Source organism: uncultured Winogradskyella sp., from assembly GCF_947498345.1.
Lineage (GTDB): Bacteria > Bacteroidota > Bacteroidia > Flavobacteriales > Flavobacteriaceae > Winogradskyella.
Genome location: NZ_CANMJY010000003.1, coordinates 293,337 through 310,213 on the forward strand (window position 1 = coordinate 293,337; position 16,877 = coordinate 310,213).

The 16,877-nt window shown below is 32.6% G+C and carries 18 protein-coding genes and 1 tRNA gene; 10 read left to right on the forward strand and 9 right to left on the reverse strand.

Features of this window, described 5'->3' with window-relative positions:
- Positions 1 to 18 precede the first annotated feature (18 nt).
- From Q0912_RS06250 to Q0912_RS06260, 3 genes are all read right to left on the reverse strand, one after another.
- Positions 19 to 885 (reverse strand): anti-sigma factor, encoded by an 867-nt coding sequence (locus Q0912_RS06250; protein WP_299113114.1) that lies wholly within the window; start codon positions 883 to 885, stop codon positions 19 to 21.
- A gap of 93 nt (positions 886 to 978) precedes the next feature.
- Positions 979 to 1,818, reverse strand: coding sequence for a universal stress protein (locus Q0912_RS06255; protein WP_299113116.1), 840 nt, complete (start codon positions 1,816 to 1,818; stop codon positions 979 to 981).
- A gap of 254 nt (positions 1,819 to 2,072) precedes the next feature.
- Positions 2,073 to 2,146: transfer RNA gene (locus Q0912_RS06260), tRNA-Arg, on the reverse strand.
- A 115-nt stretch (positions 2,147 to 2,261) separates the two neighbouring features.
- On the opposite strand from Q0912_RS06260, the gene Q0912_RS06265 reads away from it, so the two are divergent.
- The 10 genes from Q0912_RS06265 (at position 2,262) to Q0912_RS06310 (ending at position 11,827) form a co-directional block, all read left to right on the forward strand.
- The gene (locus Q0912_RS06265) at positions 2,262 to 2,897 is read left to right on the forward strand and encodes a Crp/Fnr family transcriptional regulator (RefSeq protein WP_299113117.1); all 636 of its coding nucleotides are present in this window, start codon (positions 2,262 to 2,264) and stop codon (positions 2,895 to 2,897) included.
- 58 nt (positions 2,898 to 2,955) lie between these two features.
- A complete protein-coding gene (locus Q0912_RS06270; RefSeq protein WP_299113119.1) occupies positions 2,956 to 3,513 on the forward strand; it encodes a YeeE/YedE thiosulfate transporter family protein in 558 nt (185 codons plus the stop codon).
- 1 nt (position 3,514) lies between these two features.
- A complete protein-coding gene (locus tag Q0912_RS06275; RefSeq protein WP_299113121.1) occupies positions 3,515 to 3,931 on the forward strand; it encodes a DUF6691 family protein in 417 nt (138 codons plus the stop codon).
- Entirely contained in the window at positions 3,932 to 4,735 is an 804-nt protein-coding gene (locus Q0912_RS06280; protein ID WP_299113123.1) for a sulfite exporter TauE/SafE family protein, read from the forward strand.
- Positions 4,736 to 4,804: 69 nt separating this feature from the next.
- On the forward strand, positions 4,805 to 6,211 hold the full coding sequence (locus tag Q0912_RS06285) for an MBL fold metallo-hydrolase (RefSeq protein WP_299113124.1): 1,407 nt from the start codon (positions 4,805 to 4,807) through the stop codon (positions 6,209 to 6,211).
- Positions 6,212 to 6,213: 2 nt separating this feature from the next.
- Positions 6,214 to 6,483, forward strand: a complete 270-nt coding sequence (locus Q0912_RS06290; RefSeq protein WP_299113126.1) for a heavy metal-associated domain-containing protein — start codon at positions 6,214 to 6,216, stop codon at positions 6,481 to 6,483.
- A gap of 120 nt (positions 6,484 to 6,603) precedes the next feature.
- Entirely contained in the window at positions 6,604 to 7,200 is a 597-nt protein-coding gene (locus Q0912_RS06295) for a TetR/AcrR family transcriptional regulator (protein ID WP_299113128.1), read from the forward strand.
- 146 nt (positions 7,201 to 7,346) lie between these two features.
- Positions 7,347 to 9,701 carry an MMPL family transporter gene (locus Q0912_RS06300; protein ID WP_299113130.1) on the forward strand — a complete coding sequence of 785 codons (2,355 nt, stop codon included), beginning with the start codon at positions 7,347 to 7,349 and terminating at the stop codon, positions 9,699 to 9,701.
- A gap of 11 nt (positions 9,702 to 9,712) precedes the next feature.
- A complete protein-coding gene (locus Q0912_RS06305; RefSeq protein ID WP_299113132.1) occupies positions 9,713 to 10,507 on the forward strand; it encodes an outer membrane lipoprotein-sorting protein in 795 nt (264 codons plus the stop codon).
- Between the two features lie 108 nt (positions 10,508 to 10,615).
- On the forward strand, positions 10,616 to 11,827 hold the full coding sequence (locus Q0912_RS06310) for a hypothetical protein (protein WP_299113134.1): 1,212 nt from the start codon (positions 10,616 to 10,618) through the stop codon (positions 11,825 to 11,827).
- Here Q0912_RS06310 and Q0912_RS06315 read toward each other — a convergent pair.
- From Q0912_RS06315 to Q0912_RS06340, 6 genes are all read right to left on the reverse strand, one after another.
- A complete protein-coding gene (locus Q0912_RS06315) occupies positions 11,824 to 12,099 on the reverse strand; it encodes an ATP-dependent Clp protease adaptor ClpS (RefSeq protein WP_299113185.1) in 276 nt (91 codons plus the stop codon). The genes Q0912_RS06310 and Q0912_RS06315 overlap by 4 nt on opposite strands.
- 110 nt (positions 12,100 to 12,209) lie before the next feature.
- The gene (prmA, locus tag Q0912_RS06320) at positions 12,210 to 13,046 is read right to left on the reverse strand and encodes a 50S ribosomal protein L11 methyltransferase (RefSeq protein ID WP_299113136.1); all 837 of its coding nucleotides are present in this window, start codon (positions 13,044 to 13,046) and stop codon (positions 12,210 to 12,212) included.
- 3 nt (positions 13,047 to 13,049) lie between these two features.
- On the reverse strand, positions 13,050 to 13,799 hold the full coding sequence (gene tpiA, locus Q0912_RS06325) for a triose-phosphate isomerase (RefSeq protein WP_299113137.1): 750 nt from the start codon (positions 13,797 to 13,799) through the stop codon (positions 13,050 to 13,052).
- Positions 13,800 to 13,888: 89 nt separating this feature from the next.
- Positions 13,889 to 14,965 carry an ABC transporter permease gene (locus Q0912_RS06330; protein WP_299113139.1) on the reverse strand — a complete coding sequence of 359 codons (1,077 nt, stop codon included), beginning with the start codon at positions 14,963 to 14,965 and terminating at the stop codon, positions 13,889 to 13,891.
- Between the two features lie 79 nt (positions 14,966 to 15,044).
- Positions 15,045 to 16,139: a BT_3928 family protein gene (locus Q0912_RS06335; protein ID WP_299113141.1), complete on the reverse strand. Its 1,095-nt coding sequence runs from the start codon at positions 16,137 to 16,139 to the stop codon at positions 15,045 to 15,047.
- A gap of 94 nt (positions 16,140 to 16,233) precedes the next feature.
- Positions 16,234 to 16,776 carry a DUF1599 domain-containing protein gene (locus Q0912_RS06340; protein ID WP_299113143.1) on the reverse strand — a complete coding sequence of 181 codons (543 nt, stop codon included), beginning with the start codon at positions 16,774 to 16,776 and terminating at the stop codon, positions 16,234 to 16,236.
- Positions 16,777 to 16,877 lie beyond the last annotated feature (101 nt).

Consider the following 16,877-nt stretch of genomic DNA (forward strand, 5'->3'; position numbering starts at 1 on the left):
TTTTTCAATTAAGTGAATTTAATTTCGTATTACAGATCCCATAGGTAATGACCCTAAATTTTGATCGAAAGCATGAGTAGCGGGTGCAGTATCATTTCCTGCAGTTCCTACTAATGGCTTTAATACAAAAGGAGCTGGAGAATCATCTGGGACTGGCTCTACTGAAATTACTACAGTACGACCTCTTACATCTAAAGGAAAAGTCTCACCAGTTGGTACATTTTCAAAAAAGTCTTCACCTGGTACTGGTGGTCCGGCTGAAGATCCACTAAATGGTGCAGCATCATCAGCAGTGTTAAATGCCGTAAACGTCCCTGTACTTAATGGCCCTGAATCTCCTACTACCCAACCTTCATAAGCCCAGCCTGCTGGCAATGTAGGCAAAACAAAGTTTGGAGTTGGAGGCATTCCTGGAGTACCAAACCACACACCATTTTCGTCGTTACCATTGTTCATACCAGACTCATCAGTTGGTGTTCTTAAAAAGAATGCCCCTGCTGCATTAGAAAAATCACCTACAATATCAGTATTTACTGCTGCTGTAGCTCCATTAAAGTCTCCCACCAAAATCTTTGTATCTGCAGGTGCAGGATCTGGGTCAATAGCTGGTTCAATAGATAGTACAAAGCGAGTTGCATTAGCCAATTGCGTAGCATCTACTGAAAATGTTTGTGGAAAAGTGGTACTGGTAAATGTCCCTGTACTCACTGGCTGGCTATCTACAATTACCCATCCTTCGTACACATAATCAGCACCTAATGCTTCTAAACCTTCAAGGTTTAATATTAAATCTGATGTTGTTGACGTATTATTATCGTCATCGCTACTACAGGACATGGCAACTAAACCTATTGCCAATAATCCTAAAAATGTTTTTTTAATCATTGCTCGTTATTTAAATTATTAAGGCAAATTTAGAATAGCAATAATGATTAAAATGTTAGGTGGCTAACAGTTAGTGATTTTTTTTAGAACACTTTAATGATGAAACACCATTAATGGCAATATTAGGTTTTTACTAATTTTCGTTTTGCTTGGGTCACTAAATAATCGTTCAAAAAAACCTTTGAATTGACCTACTAAAGTTATCATACCTGCATCTTTAGACAAATTATCGTCAATTAAGATGGTTGATAATGGTAGATCATAAACCGTATCGTATGTAAACTTTTTCTCATTTATTAATTCTAACAGCAACTCTTTATCAAGGTTTATTTTTGTTTGCAAATTATCTTCTGAAGCTATAAACCTTACTACTTTAATATTGGCATCTAGTTTTTTAACAAGATCCATAATATCTAAAACTGTTTTATGATCTGCATAGTCATCTATATCCAGAGCCAACAATAGTGTTTGCAGTTTTTTGTAATTATAGCCTTCTGGCACGACTAAAGTATTACAATTTATATTTCTCAAAACCTTTAGAGCATTACTACCGAGTAAAGCTTCTCGTAAATTGGATGCCCCATTAGTACCCATAACTACATACTCTATATTATGTTTTGATATAGCTTGTTTAATTGCGTCAATAAACACATCATAATCTACAATAGGAAGAAATGTATGTAATCTACTATTAGAATAAGGCTTCAAATCATTTACAATGAGCTTTAATTTTTCTTTATTTTCTTTAATTAAAGTCTCATAAAGATTTTCATTTGGTTTACTAGCCATTAAATCATCTGATGTATAACTCATAGAATTTTGAATATTCATCACAACAAAATCACAAAAATCATTATAATATAGCTGTAATGCATAACGCATTGCACCGATAGAATTCTCTGAGAAATCCGTAAGTAGAAGTATTTTTTTCATCGTAATTCTGCTTTCCTATAATTTACTAAAATGAATACAATTACCTTATGATATTTGTCATTAAAAACACCCCTAAATTATCATGTTATTTTACATAGTTAAAAAATTTTAGACCAATAGCAATACCTCTAGGTATAAAAATACACACGGCAACCTACCTTATATTATAAACAAATTAAAATCAATCGGAAAGATTTACTATTTCTTAAAACCAAAAAATCCATTTCTTGCAAGAAATGGATTTTAATTCTAAGTGACCACGGCAGGATTCAAACCTGCAACCTCTTGAGCCGTAATCAAGTGCGCTATTCAGTTGCGCCACGTGGCCTTGTTTTTTACGGTTGAAGTCTTAGACTTCAACCGTAAAAGGGCTGCAAATATAGAACTTTTATTAAAAATAATCCAAACTATTTATTTCAAAATTCTAATTGTATTTTTGAAGCATGATTTCCATTGAACTTTTAAAGCCTTTTAATTATCTATTCGATTCAGAAATAATTGAAAACATTACTAAAGTTTCTTTTTTAAGGACATATAATAAAACAGATATTATAATAGATATAGGTCAGGAATTAAACTTTATTCCACTACTTATTAAAGGAAACATTAAAGTTTTAAGGGAAGATAACAATGGAGATGAGCTTTTATTATATGTACTAGAGTCTGGTGACACATGCGCTATGTCATTAACATGTTGCATGTCTAAATCGGTAAGCAAAATAAGGGCTGTTGCAGATGAAGATGTCACAGTTGTGATGATACCACTCGAAAACATGAGAAGCTGGTTTAATTCTAATGAGAGTTGGCGAGATTTTATTTTACAGAGTTATCAAGTTCGGTTTGATGAAATGCTTGAAACTATTGATACTTTAGCATTTATGAAAATGGATGAACGCTTATTTAAATACCTTAAGGATAAAGTTAAATTATCTGCTTCAACAGATTTAAAAATAACACATCAAGAGATTGCCGAAGACCTACACACTTCTAGAGTAGTTATCTCTAGACTTTTAAAGCAACTCGAAAAAGAACTTAAAATTAAACTCGGACGAAATCAAATTAAAATCTTAGAGTTTTAGTAACCATTGTAACAAAGGCTTAAATGCATAACACTACTTTTGTATTAAATTAAAATCTATGGAATATATTTTACAACCTTGGCCATGGTATGTTTCTGGACCATGTATTGCAATTATCATGTTTCTACTACTCTATTTTGGAAGAACCTTTGGCATGTCTTCTAACCTTAGAACATTATGTGCTATAGGTGGTGCAGGTAAACGTGTTGAGTTCTTTAAATTCGATTGGAAAAGTCAACGTTGGAATCTGGTGGTAGTACTAGGAGCTATCGTAGGAGGTTTTATAGCGCACCACTACTTGTCTCATCCTACAAATATAGATTTAAGTCAAAATACCATTGAAGATTTAAAAATGTTTGGTTTTGAAAATGCTGGGCAAAGTCTGTTACCACCAGAATTATTTAGCTGGGATGCTGTTTTAAGTATTAAAGGTTTATCTATTCTTATTGTTGGAGGATTACTTGTTGGTTTTGGTACACGTTATGCAGGTGGTTGTACTTCTGGCCATGCTATTACTGGTTTAAGCAGTTTACAAAGACCCTCATTAATTGCTGTTATTGGCTTTTTTATAGGTGGCTTAATTATGATTCATTTTATTTATCCAATACTATTTTAAGATGGGAAAATATATAAAGTTCTTTTTAGTAGGTATATTTTTTGGAATCGTATTAGTAAAATCTGAAGCCGTTTCCTGGTACCGCATTTTTGAGATGTTTAAGTTTCAATCTTTCCATATGTATGGCATTATTGGTACTGCAGTTATAACAGGTATAATATTGCTTATACTTTCAAAACAACTAAAAGTAAAAACTATTAATGGTAATTATTTAAAAGTACCTCTAAAAGCCCGTGGACTAGCACGCTATATCTTAGGTGGAATTATATTTGGGCTGGGTTGGGCACTATGTGGAGCCTGCCCAGGCCCTATGTACATACTTGTAGGCACAGGTGTTTTTTCTATAATCATTGTAATTGCTGCTGCACTTTTAGGTACATATTTTTATGGTATATTAAGAGACAAACTACCGCACTAGATGGAAATTACTGAGGTTTTTGGATATTTTGGAGCGCTAATCGTTGGTTTAGTCTTAGGTTTAATTGGTGGTGGTGGATCTATACTTACAGTCCCTGTTTTAGTTTACCTAATTGGTCTTAACCCAATTGTAGCTACAGCATATTCTTTATTTGTTGTTGGCATCACCTCTGTTTTTGGTGCTTTTCAGAACTTTAGGAAAGGACAGGTAGATTTAAAAACCGCAATCATTTTTGCCATTCCTGCTTTTATCGCTGTCTATATTACCAGACGTTTTTTAGTACAACTAATACCTGATGTTGTATTTTCTGTTGGAAATTTTAAAGTCACAAATAATATCTTTATTATGGTATTGTTTGCTGTCATTATGCTTTTAGCAAGCTATTCTATGATAAAAAGCAAACGAGATAAACTAAAATCTATTGAAGCAGAGATACAAAGTTTTAATTTTCCTTTAATTGCAATAGAAGGTTTCGTCGTTGGAATTCTTACTGGTCTTGTAGGCGCTGGTGGTGGTTTTTTAATTATTCCTGCGTTAGTATTACTTGCTAAACTTCCCATGAAAAAGGCAGTTGGAACATCATTATTAATCATTGCGGTAAAATCACTAATCGGTTTTTTAGGCGATATACCAAATATTGAAGTCGATTGGAAATTCTTATTAATATTTACGCTAATATCAATTTTAGGCATCATTTTGGGAGTTTATCTTTCAAAATTTATCAGTGGTAAAAAACTAAAAAAAGGTTTTGGTTATTTTACGCTTATCATGGCAGTTTATATCATTTACAAAGAGCTACTATAATACTTTGTGATAAATGTCACATTTCAAAAATTGAAGTTTTGTAAATTTGTATTATTCAAAACTATAAAGATGAAGATTGAACAATTATATACAGGATGTTTAGCACAAGGTGCATACTATATTGAGTCTGAAGGCGAAGTCGCCATTATTGACCCTCTTAGAGAAACACAACAATATATTGATAAGGCTGAAGCTAATGGAGCTAAAATCAAATATATTTTAGAAACACATTTTCATGCCGATTTTGTTTCTGGCCATGTAGATTTAGCAAAAAAAACTAATGCTACTATAGTTTTTGGGCCTGGTGCCACAACAGATTATGATATCCTATCCGCAACTGATGGAGAAGAATTAAAGTTAGGAAAATTAACTATTAAAGTACTCCACACTCCCGGTCATACCTTAGAATCTGTAACTTATTTATTAAAAGATGAATCAGGGAAAGACTATGCAATATTTTCTGGTGATACTTTATTTTTAGGTGATGTAGGTCGACCAGATTTAGCCATAAAATCTGATTTAACAAAAGAAGATCTAGCCGCAATGCTCTTCGATTCTTTACGTACTAAAATAATGCCTTTAGCAGATGATGTCATTGTATATCCTGCCCATGGTGCTGGTTCTGCTTGTGGAAAAAATTTAAGCAAAGAAACTGTAGGTATATTGGGTGAACAGAAACAAACCAATTATGCCTTACGCGCAGATATGACTAAGGCAGAATTTGTAAAAGAAGTACTTGATGGTATTGCTCCTCCTCCTCAATATTTTGCTAAGAATGCGATGATGAATAAAATGGGGTATGATACTTTTGATACTGTTTTAAAAACAGGAGACACACCTCTGAGCCCAGATGAATTTGAAGCCTTGGCAAATCATGAATCGGCTTTGGTATTAGATGTAAGACCACAGTCAGATTATATAAAGGGTCATATTCCTAACTCAATATTCATTGGATTAAACGGACAATTTGCTCCTTGGGTTGGAGCGCTAATCACAGATATTAAACAGCCTATAGTTTTAGTTGTGCCTGAAGGAAAATCTGCTGAAGCTGTTACACGATTATCTCGTGTAGGGTATGATAATACGCTAGGGTATTTAGAAGGCGGAATGGAAGCCTGGAAGGCATCTGAAAAAGATATTGACACTTTAGAATCAATTTCAGCCGAGGAATTTGCCAACAGAGCTAAAGCAAACAACATCAATATCTTAGATGTAAGAAAAGATGGTGAGTATAATAGTATGCACCTAGAAAACGCTCAGCATTTATCATTAGATTATATTAATGAAAAAATGAACGAAGTTGATAAAGATAAAACCTATTACATTCATTGTGCAGGTGGTTATCGCTCTGTAATTGCAGCTTCAATACTAAAAGCGAGAGGCTATAATAATCTTATTGATATTGCCGGAGGTTTTGGAGCTATAAAAAAAACTAATTTACCTACAACAGATTTTATTTGCCCATCAACACTTTAATTATGAGAACAACTGTAAAAATTCAAAACTTAAAGTGTCATGGTTGTGCAAATACCATTACTTCTCAACTCTCCAAATTAAATGGTGTAGAAAAAGTAATTGTTAATAATGATACTGATGAAGTTAGTTTTTACTACCTCTTAAAAACTGATTTTGAAACAGCTTTAAGAAAATTATCTGATTTAGGGTATCCAATAACTGGAGAAGCAAATTCTTTACCTAAGAAAGCAAAATCCTTAGTAAGTTGTGCAATCGGCAGAATAAAAAAGTAAACACAAAAAATTGTAAATCAGTATTTTAATATTAATTTATTCTCGTTTATAATAATTTTAACACATAAAATTTTTATTTACTAGACGAGTGGTCATATATTTGTTCTGTCAAAATTTAAAATGCAAAAAACACTAAAACGCGATATAAAAATAGATACTCTTTTAGACAAAGGGATAGAATTACTATGGTCAAAAGGATATAATGCAACTAGTGTAAATGACATTGTAAAAATAGCAGGAATCCCTAAAGGCTCTTTTTACTTTTACTTTGAAAGCAAAGAAGATTTTGCTGTAAAAGCTATAGAAAAATACTTTGATGATCATTTTACACCAGCCAAAAATATTCTACTTAATAAATCACTTTCCCCTAAACAACGCCTATTAGATTTTCATGAGTTTAGGTACAACATACTTAAAAATGAAATGGATTGTAAATTAGGGTGCATGGCATGCAATCTAGGTAATGAAATGGCGGAGCATAGTGAGCTTATTAGAACCAGTATCTTAAACAAGGAGCAATATATCCTATCCTTAATTACTGAAGCAATACAAGAAGCACAGGGTGCTGGGGAAATTAAGAATATAATGCCAGCTAAAGATATCGCAGCATTTATTGAAGATGCAGGAAAAGGATCTATGACTACGATGAAAGAAATGAACAACTCGTATCCTATAGATAATTTTATGAACATAGTAAGAAATATACTGTTGAAATAATTTTTTTTACCAAAACAATAGACGACTGGTCAATTATAAATATTTAATTTTTTTGTCCACTAGTCACTAAGCTAAATCGTTATATAAATAAATTAATGACTATGTTATAAAAAATAACCGACTGGTCAACTAAACTAACAAAACCAATGAACGCGCTAAAAAAAGTAAGAGACACATCGAACAAATTTGCTAAGCAATGGGCACAATTTGTAATTAAAAGAAAATGGTATGTATTAATTGCATCTATAATTTTGGCAATGGGATTAGCTTCTCAGGGAAATATGGAGTTTGATGGTGACTACCATGTATTCTTCAGTAAATCGAATCCAGAATTAGAAGCTTTTGATGCGCTACAAGAAAAATATACAAAAGATGATAATGTAATTTTAGTACTATCTCCGTCAAACAAAAATGTATTTACAAAAGAAAATCTTTCAGCAATTGAAGAATTAACTGCTGAAGCATGGAACACACCATATTCCTCAAGGGTCGATGCAATTACAAATTTTCAACATACAAGTGCTGTTGAAGATGACCTTTATGTTGATGATCTATCATATGAATCACATTTAAAAAGCGATTTAGAAGTAGAACAAATTAAAGAAAAGGCATTAAAAGAACCATTACTTGTCAATCGCATAATAAATCAATCTGGAAGTGTTACAGCAATAAATGTCACAGTTAGACTACCAGGTGAAGACAGTGCCAAAGAAATACCAGAAGTAACTGCTTTTGTTAGGGAAATGATTGCAAATTTTAAAGAAAAGTATCCCGATTTTGAAGTACACTCTTCTGGCCTAGTACCTTTAAATACTGCTTTCTTTGAAGCCTCAATGAAAGATCTCATGCTCACCATGATTATGCTAGTTATAGTTATCATAACCACATTTGTTTTAACCAGAAATATATATAGTACAATTGCAACATTAATTGTTGTCCTGTTCTCAATTATGAGCGCTGTTGGATTTGTGGGCATTATGGGTATAAAACTTACACCTCCATCATCTGTTTTTCCAACAATGATACTCACCCTTGCAGTGGCTGATAGCATACATATCCTTATTACTATGCTCCAAAAAATGCGTAAAGACGGGCTCAATAAATTAGATGCGTTGGCAGAGTCTATGCGCTTAAATTTTATGCCGGTTTTTATTACAAGTTTAACTACAGTTATTGGTTTTCTTACCATGAATTTTGGTGACGTTCCGCCATTTTGGGATCTCGGAAACATTACAGCTTTTGGTATGACAATGGCCTTTATATACTCTACAACAGCCTTACCTGCCTTAATGGCAATATTACCTGTAAAATCAAAGTCTAAAAACAATGAAGCAAAAGTAGTTAATCGAAATTGGTATGCTTCTTTAGGTGCTTTTGTTGTAAAACAGCCAGGCCGTTTGACGGTAATTTCACTCGCTATTATTACGGGCTTAACCTATCTGGCTACAAAAAACGAGTTCAATGATGAATTTATAAACTATTTCGATGAAAGTGTTGAATTTAGAAATGATACAGATTATATAAGTGAACATTTAACAGGAATCTATAATGTAGAATATTCAATTGGTAGTGGTGAAAGTGGTGGAATTAATAATCCTGAGTATTTGAAAAATCTTAACGCTTTTGAAAATTGGCTAAAAGAACAACCAGAAGTTATACATGTTAATGCTTTTAGTGAAGTAGCAAGACGTGTCAATCGATCGATGCATGGTGATAATGAACAATTTTATCGTGTGCCAGACAACAGGGAGGAAGCTGCACAATATCTACTATTATATGAATTATCATTGCCTTTTGGCTTAGACTTAAATAACCAAATTAACGTAGATAAATCTGAAACTAGAGTTACGGTTACTATTGAAAATGTGACCAGTAAAGACATGATAGCTTTTTCTAAAAGAGGTGAAGAATGGCTAAAAAACAATACACCTCAGGCAATGCATGCCATAGGCGTTAGTCCAACCTTAATGTTCTCTAAACTAGGATTCAGACAGGCAGATAGCATGTTTAAAGGAAATATAGTAGCTCTAATTTTAATATCAATAGTATTGATGTTTGCATTAAGGAATTTTAAACTTGGAATGTTAAGTATTATTCCAAATGTTACTCCTGTTTTGGTGGGATTTGGTATTTGGGCACTATATAAAGGTCAAATAAATACAGGGATGGTTATCGTTTTTGGTATGACCTTAGGTATCATTGTCGATGATACTGTACACTTTATGAGCAAGTTTTTAAGAGCGCGTCGAGAATTGGGATATAATGCAAAACAAGCTGTAATTTATGCTTTTGAAACTGTAGGAAAGGCATTAGTTACAACGACATTAGTATTATTAGCCGGATTTGCGGTTATGTCTACGTCTTCATTTGCATTAAATAGTTATATGGCAAGAATAACTGTTATTATAATACTATCTGCTCTAATAATTGATTTCATTCTATTACCCTCATTACTCATTTTAACAAGTAAAAATAATACATCAATAAAAGCAAATAACTAAAATTTAAAAACATGAATTTTTTCAAAAAAAATCACAAACACAGTACAAACTTTTTAATAGCATTAGCATTTATTGGGTTTACACATGCGCAAACACCTGAAGAACGAGGTCTAGAAATAGCCAAAGCTGCTGAACAAGCTGACTTAGGATTTATGAGCTCTACGGTAGAGTTAAAAATGACCCTAAAAAATAAAAACGGACAAACCAGTGAACGTTCACTAACTACTAAAACTTTGGAGTTAACTGAAGATGGTGACAAATCACTCATTGTATTTAATAGTCCAAAAGATGTTAAAGGCACCTCTACCCTTACCTTTACTCATAAAGTAGGTTCAGATGACCAGTGGTTGTATTTACCATCAATTAAACGTGTAAAAAGAATTTCTTCCAATAACAAATCAGGACCATTTGTAGGTAGTGAATTTGCATACGAAGATTTATCTTCTCAAGAAGTAGAAAAGTATACTTATAAATTTATTGAGGAAAAAGATGGGCTTCTCATTGTTGAGCAAGATCCTGTAGACCCAAAATCTGGTTATACAAGACGACTAGTAAGTTATAATAAAGACAAAGGGTATCGTATTGAAAAAGTAGAATTTTACGACAGAAAAAATGCTCTTTTAAAAACCCTAACATATTCAGGTTATAAATTGTATAAAAACAAATTTTGGAGGGCAGCAGTCTTTAATATGGTAAATCATCAAAGTAATAAAGAAACCCAGTTAGAATTTAATGATTATAATTTTGATGCTAATCTATCTGATGATGATTTTACTCAAGTGGCATTAAAAAGAGCTGGTAATTAATAACCTTTTAAAAGCATCGCAGTACTGTTAACTACTTATTACAATTAATAGCTTAGTGTTGATTAATAGCTTTAGTTTTCAGTATTGCGCTTTTAAATTTTATCATCGATGGAAACAAGAAAAATTATAACTTTATTATTTAATATAATCTCAGTATTTGTACTTCAGGCTACTTATGCACAAGATAAAAATAAGGATGTTGTACATGATTTTGAACTTGAACTGCAAAGTGAATATCGTTATTTTACAGATAACGCAAGTTTTCAAGGTCAAAAAGATCACTTTCCTTCATTAGCTATTTTTCCAGAATATAATATACAATGGAACAAGGGTTATGACGGCATTAATTTTACTGGTTTTTTTAGACTTGACCGAGATGATAACAGAACGCATTGGGATATTAGAGAACTATACTATCAAAAAGCAAATAATAACTGGGAACTGAGTATTGGTTTGAAAAAAATATTTTGGGGTGTGACTGAAAGCAATCATTTAGTTGATATTATTAATCAAACTGATGCCGTAGAGTCATTTGATGGTGAAGCAAAACTTGGCCAGCCAATGTTACAATTTACATTAACAACAAATATTGGGAATTTTGAATTTCTATATTTACCTTGTCACAGAAAGCGTGTTTTTTCTGGTGAAAAAGGGCGCTTAAGATTTCCTGTTGTTATTGACAAAGACGATATTACTTATGAAAGCAGTGCTGAAGAATGGAGGCAAGATATAGCTTTTAGATGGTCGCATTTTATCGGTGCATTTGATATAGGTATCTCTCATTTTTATGGGAACGGTCGTGAACCCTTATTCACATTTGATTCATTTGGAGAACTCAATGCCTTTTATCCGGTTATTAATCAAACTGGTCTAGACCTTCAAGTCACCCATAATGCATTTTTATGGAAGTTAGAATCTATTTATCGCAGCTCAAAAGCTCAGGATTTCTTTGCACTTACTGCAGGTTTAGAATATACCTTTAGTAACATTGATGGTAATGGTTTAGATATAGGTGTTTTAGGTGAATATCTTTATGATGATAGAGATAAATTAGCTTTAAATGCACTACAAAACGATGTGTTCTTTGGAAGTAGAATTGCATTAAATGATGTACAAGACACATCGATACTTATTGGTGGAATTGCCGATATTGAATCTAGTAGTAAAATTTTAAGCATTGAAGCTTCCAGACGATTAGGAAGTAGTTGGAAAGCCGAATTAGAAACACGTATTTTTAGTGCTATTGATGACGAAGAATTTATTTTATCAAACTTTAGCCAAGATACCTTTTTAAGGCTTACTCTATCTAAGTATTTTTAAACAATTTCTGCACTTAAACCAGCTTGAAGCAGTTTAGAACAACGCGGTTTTAAATCGTCATAAGATCCTGTTTTTACAGTACATTTGCCTTTGTAATGCACAATTATGGCACATTGTTCGGCTTGCTCCGGAACATGATCGCAAGCATAAATAAGTGTATCGATTACGTGATCAAACGTATTAACATCGTCATTAAACAAAACTATTTCATTCTGTTTAATAACATCTTCTTCGAGAAGTAACTCTTCGGATTGCTTTTCTTTTGTCATAATTTTAACGGATTTGAGGATGTCTCGTTGTATTAAAGTCTGACTAAAATTTCTTTGACATATGTTAACACCTAGTTACAGTCAAAGGCTCAGTTAAACAGAGTTTTACAACACTAATTTATAAATTTTAACGATACCCACTCGCCTCTTTGTATAATTTCATCCAATTTTAACATGTATGTATTACATTTAGATTCTATTAACTGAACGTCTTCTATATAAAAACCACTTAAAAATAAGTTTCCATTATCGTTTAAACAATCTATATATTGAGGAATATCTGCTAACAATATATTTCTATTAATATTTGCAATGATACTGTCATACTTTTTTCCCTCTAATAATTTTACATCACCCTCAAAAACCGAGATATTTTTGCAATTATTTCGCTCTACGTTTTCCAGACTGTTGATGTAACACCAATTGTCTATATCAATGGCATCGAGTTTTTTTGCACCAACTTTCTCTGCTAAAATTGCTAAAACGCCAGTTCCACAACCCATATCTAAAACAGATCTGTCTTTAAAATCATTTTTTAGAATATGCTGTATCATCATATGTGTGGTTTCATGATGACCTGTACCAAAACTCATTTTTGGTTCTATAATAAGATCGTACTTGGTATCTGGTTTTTCATGAAAAGGTGCACGAACAGTCACTTGATCATCCACAACTATGGGCTTAAAATTTTTTTCCCATTCTTCGTTCCAGTTGGTTTGTTCTATCTCGCTAAAAGCATAAGTGATTTTAAATTCGTCTGATTTTAAAATTTGGATATCATCCAGGATAAATGCATTCCAATCATCTTTTTGTATGTATGCGGTAATACCTTCCCCGTTTTCAACAAAACTTTCAAAGCCTGCATAACCTAACTCGGCTATTAATATCTCCGTTGCTGGCTGAAGTGGTTCAACTTTAAAATCGTAGCCGATGTATATTGTATTAGACATTATTTAAAATGCATTTACGATAGCAAAAAAGTCTTCGGCTTTGAGTGAAGCACCACCTATTAGACCACCATCTACATCTGGTTTAGAAAAAATTTCTTTGGCGTTATTTGGTTTTACACTTCCTCCATAAAGAATAGACACTGAATCAGCTACATTATAATCATACTTCTCTGCTAAAGTCTTTCTTATAAAAGCATGCATAACTTGCGCTTGCTCAGGTGTTGCTGTTTCACCAGTGCCAATGGCCCAAACAGGTTCGTAAGCTAAAACAATGCTTTTAAATGCATCGGCTCCTAAATGAAATAGCGCATTCTTAATCTGGCTTTCTACTACCGCTTCTTCATTACCTGCTTTACGTTCAGACAATTCTTCACCAAAACAGAAAATTACCCGCATATCATTAGCTAGGGCAGCATCAACTTTCTTAGCCAGAGATTCATCGGTTTCATTATAATAAGCTCTTCGTTCACTATGGCCTAAAATCACAGTTTGAATACCTATACTTTTTAACATACCTGCATTAACCTCTCCCGTATAAGCACCATGTTCTGCATAGTGCATATTCTGTGCAATCACTTCAATATTATCTTGCCGTGTAGATTGAAATGCATGCCACAAATTTGTATATGATGGAGCTATCATTACCTCAGCATCAGATGTTTTGGTTTGCTTTTTTAATTCTACGATTAATGATTCGGTCTGAATTAAGCCATTATTCATTTTCCAATTTCCAGCTACTATGTGTTTTCTCATGTTATGAAGATATTGAATTCTACGTTATATTAAAGCTACAAAAATAAGACTTTAAAGAAGAAAGCAGGTTGATAATTATCAGGTAATTGTTAAGACAATTCTACTTTTGGGTCTAACCAAGCATAAATAACATCTACAAGGATATTAATCGTAATGAAAACAATTGCGATGACCAAAACTGCTCCCATAATTACCGGAAGGTCTAATGTATTGAGCGCATTAACTATTTCTTTGCCTAAACCGTTCCACCCAAAAATATATTCTACAAAAACAGCTCCTGCAAGCATTGATGCAAACCAACCAGATATAGCAGTTACCACAGGATTTAGTGCATTTTTAACAGCATGATTTTTTATTACCTGAAACTCACTCAACCCTTTAGCCCTAGCTGTCCTAATATAATCTTGATTCATAACTTCCAGCAATGAATTGCGCATCAATTGTATCACTACAGCCAATGGACGAATACCTAAAACTATGGCCGGAAGTATTAAATTTTTCCATTTAATTGTCATTGTCTCTCCAAAATCATCTAACTCATAAAGGCTACCTGTCATTTCTAAGTTGGTGTACTTATGTAAAACAAATCCAAATAACCAAGCAAATAAAATGGCACTAAAAAATGATGGAACACTCATACCAAATGTACTTATAATCTGAATGGTTTTATCAATCGAGGTATCTTTATAAAGTGCAGAAACAATTCCGAAAATAATACCAAGACTAATAGCAATAAAAATTGCAGAGACCGCTAACACAAAAGTATTCGAAATGGTATCGCCAATAACTTGGGTCACCTTTTTCCCTTGTTTAGTAAAAGACTCTCTCAAATATGGTGTTTTTATTACAATAGAAGTATTTCCTATTGTAAAGAGCTTAGAGGCATTATATTTATTTGGACTTAAATATGTATAATCTTCTGATGTATTAGAATGAAAAGAAATTGGTGATAGATCATTGAGGTAATACAAAAACTGAGTTCCTAGTGGTTTATCGAATCCGTATTTTTTCTTTACGGCTTCAACTTGATCCGCTGTTTGGTTTTGACCCAGCATCATTTTAGCAGGATCTCCAGGAAGTATAGTAAACAAAAAGAAAATAACCGTAATAACACCCAGTAAAGTGATGAAAGCGTAAAATAGTTTATTTATTAAATAACGGATCAATTTTTTTTAATTCAAATAAATTACAAAAATGATAAATCTCAATATTCATTTTATTAAAAACAGAATACTATGATTTATACTACAATTCAACATCTTCAATATCATTCCAGTGCGCTTTATTTGTAACTGTTCCTTTTTCTAAAAGTACAACACCTGGATTAGAACGCACAATGGTTTTTACTACTTTTTCATCACAGAGGTAAAAATCGAAATTAAGATTATAGTCTTGTTTTAGGTTTTGCTTTGCATCCTCACCAGATGATGTTAATCCAATAACAGTATAACCTTTTTTTATAGCTTCATCTGTAAAAGATTTTAATTTAATGACTCCGTCAGCTTCAGCTTTTGAGATGTTGTACATAGCTACTATAACAAGGCGGTCTTGCTCAAGAAAGTAAGTTGTTAAATCTTCATCTGTAGATTCAATAGAAAAATCTTGAATTGGAGGAATATAGCCTTCGTCAATAGTTTCTGTATCTACACCAATATATTCACCATCTACCGAAGGATAACTACCATTAGTTACAAATTTCTGTTCTTTACCATTAACCTTAAATGTCCATGTATACTCTAAAACTGGCTTTGCAGCATCCTCTGGTATTGCCATTTGCTCTTGCAGATTTTTTCCTACAGCATACGCTCTAAAATCAATCGATGGCAAATGCATTAATACATGATATCCAAACCATAGTGATACAATAAAGCTTAATAAAGCCACTACAGTAGTTGGTAGTTTAGCAAAAATGGGGGTAATGTATTTTAATCCAAAAACCAATATCAATATTAAAACAAGTAATATCACATCCTTAGTAAAGCTTTCCCATGGTGTTAATTTTAAAGCATCACCAAAACATCCACAATCTTTAACTTTATCGAAATATGCCGAATAAAAGGTTAAGAATGTAAAAAACACAATCATTGCCAATAAACTATATACCGTAAATTTTGGCTTATATCCAATCAATAGAAAAACACCCAAAACAACTTCAAAAACAACCACAAAGACGGAAATCAATAATGCATAAGGAATTAAAAACTCGAGGTTTAAAACATCTTCACCAAAGTATTCTTGTAGTTTGTATGAAAACCCTAAAGGGTCGTTAAGCTTTATAAATCCTGAAATAATAAAAAGGACTCCAACAAATATTCTGCTTATTTGAACTAAATATTTCATAGTTTTTTATTATTCCGCACTAAACGCGAAATCTTATTAATTTAAGTATTTAAATATATTAAGGCTTTGCCTGTACTAAGTCTGGTATAAATTTTCATTTCGATTCACCAAGATGAATCATCGCAAAGACAGCATAATTAATCATATCCTGATAATTTGCATCAATACCTTCGCTAACAATAGTTTTGCCAGCATTATCTTCAATTTGCTTAACGCGCAATAATTTTTGCAAAATCAAATCCGTTAAGGAACTTACGCGCATATCGCGCCAGGCTTCTCCATAATCATGATTTTTATCTAACATCAATTGCTTGGTTAAAGTTATTTTTTCATCATATAGTGCTGTCGCTTCTTCTGTGTTTAAATCGGGCTGTTCTACAACACCTTTTTCTAATTGTATTAATGCCATTAAACAATAATTAATAATACCTATAAACTCGCTTACCTCACCTTCATCAACTTTTCTAACAGCATTTTGTTGTAAACTTCGTATACGCTGCGCTTTTATAAAAATCTGATCTGTAAGTGATGGTAGTCTTAGAATTCTCCATGCGCTACCATAATCACTCATTTTATTTACAAAAAGCGTTCTACATTTAGCGACAACGGCATCGTATTGTTTTGATGTATCTTGCATTAATTAAAGTTTGAATTCTTGTAATCTATTTTACAAGCTTTTTAGTTTAATAAACAAATAATATACAAAGTTAACTTTGGTATATTTAAGTCTCGATTATC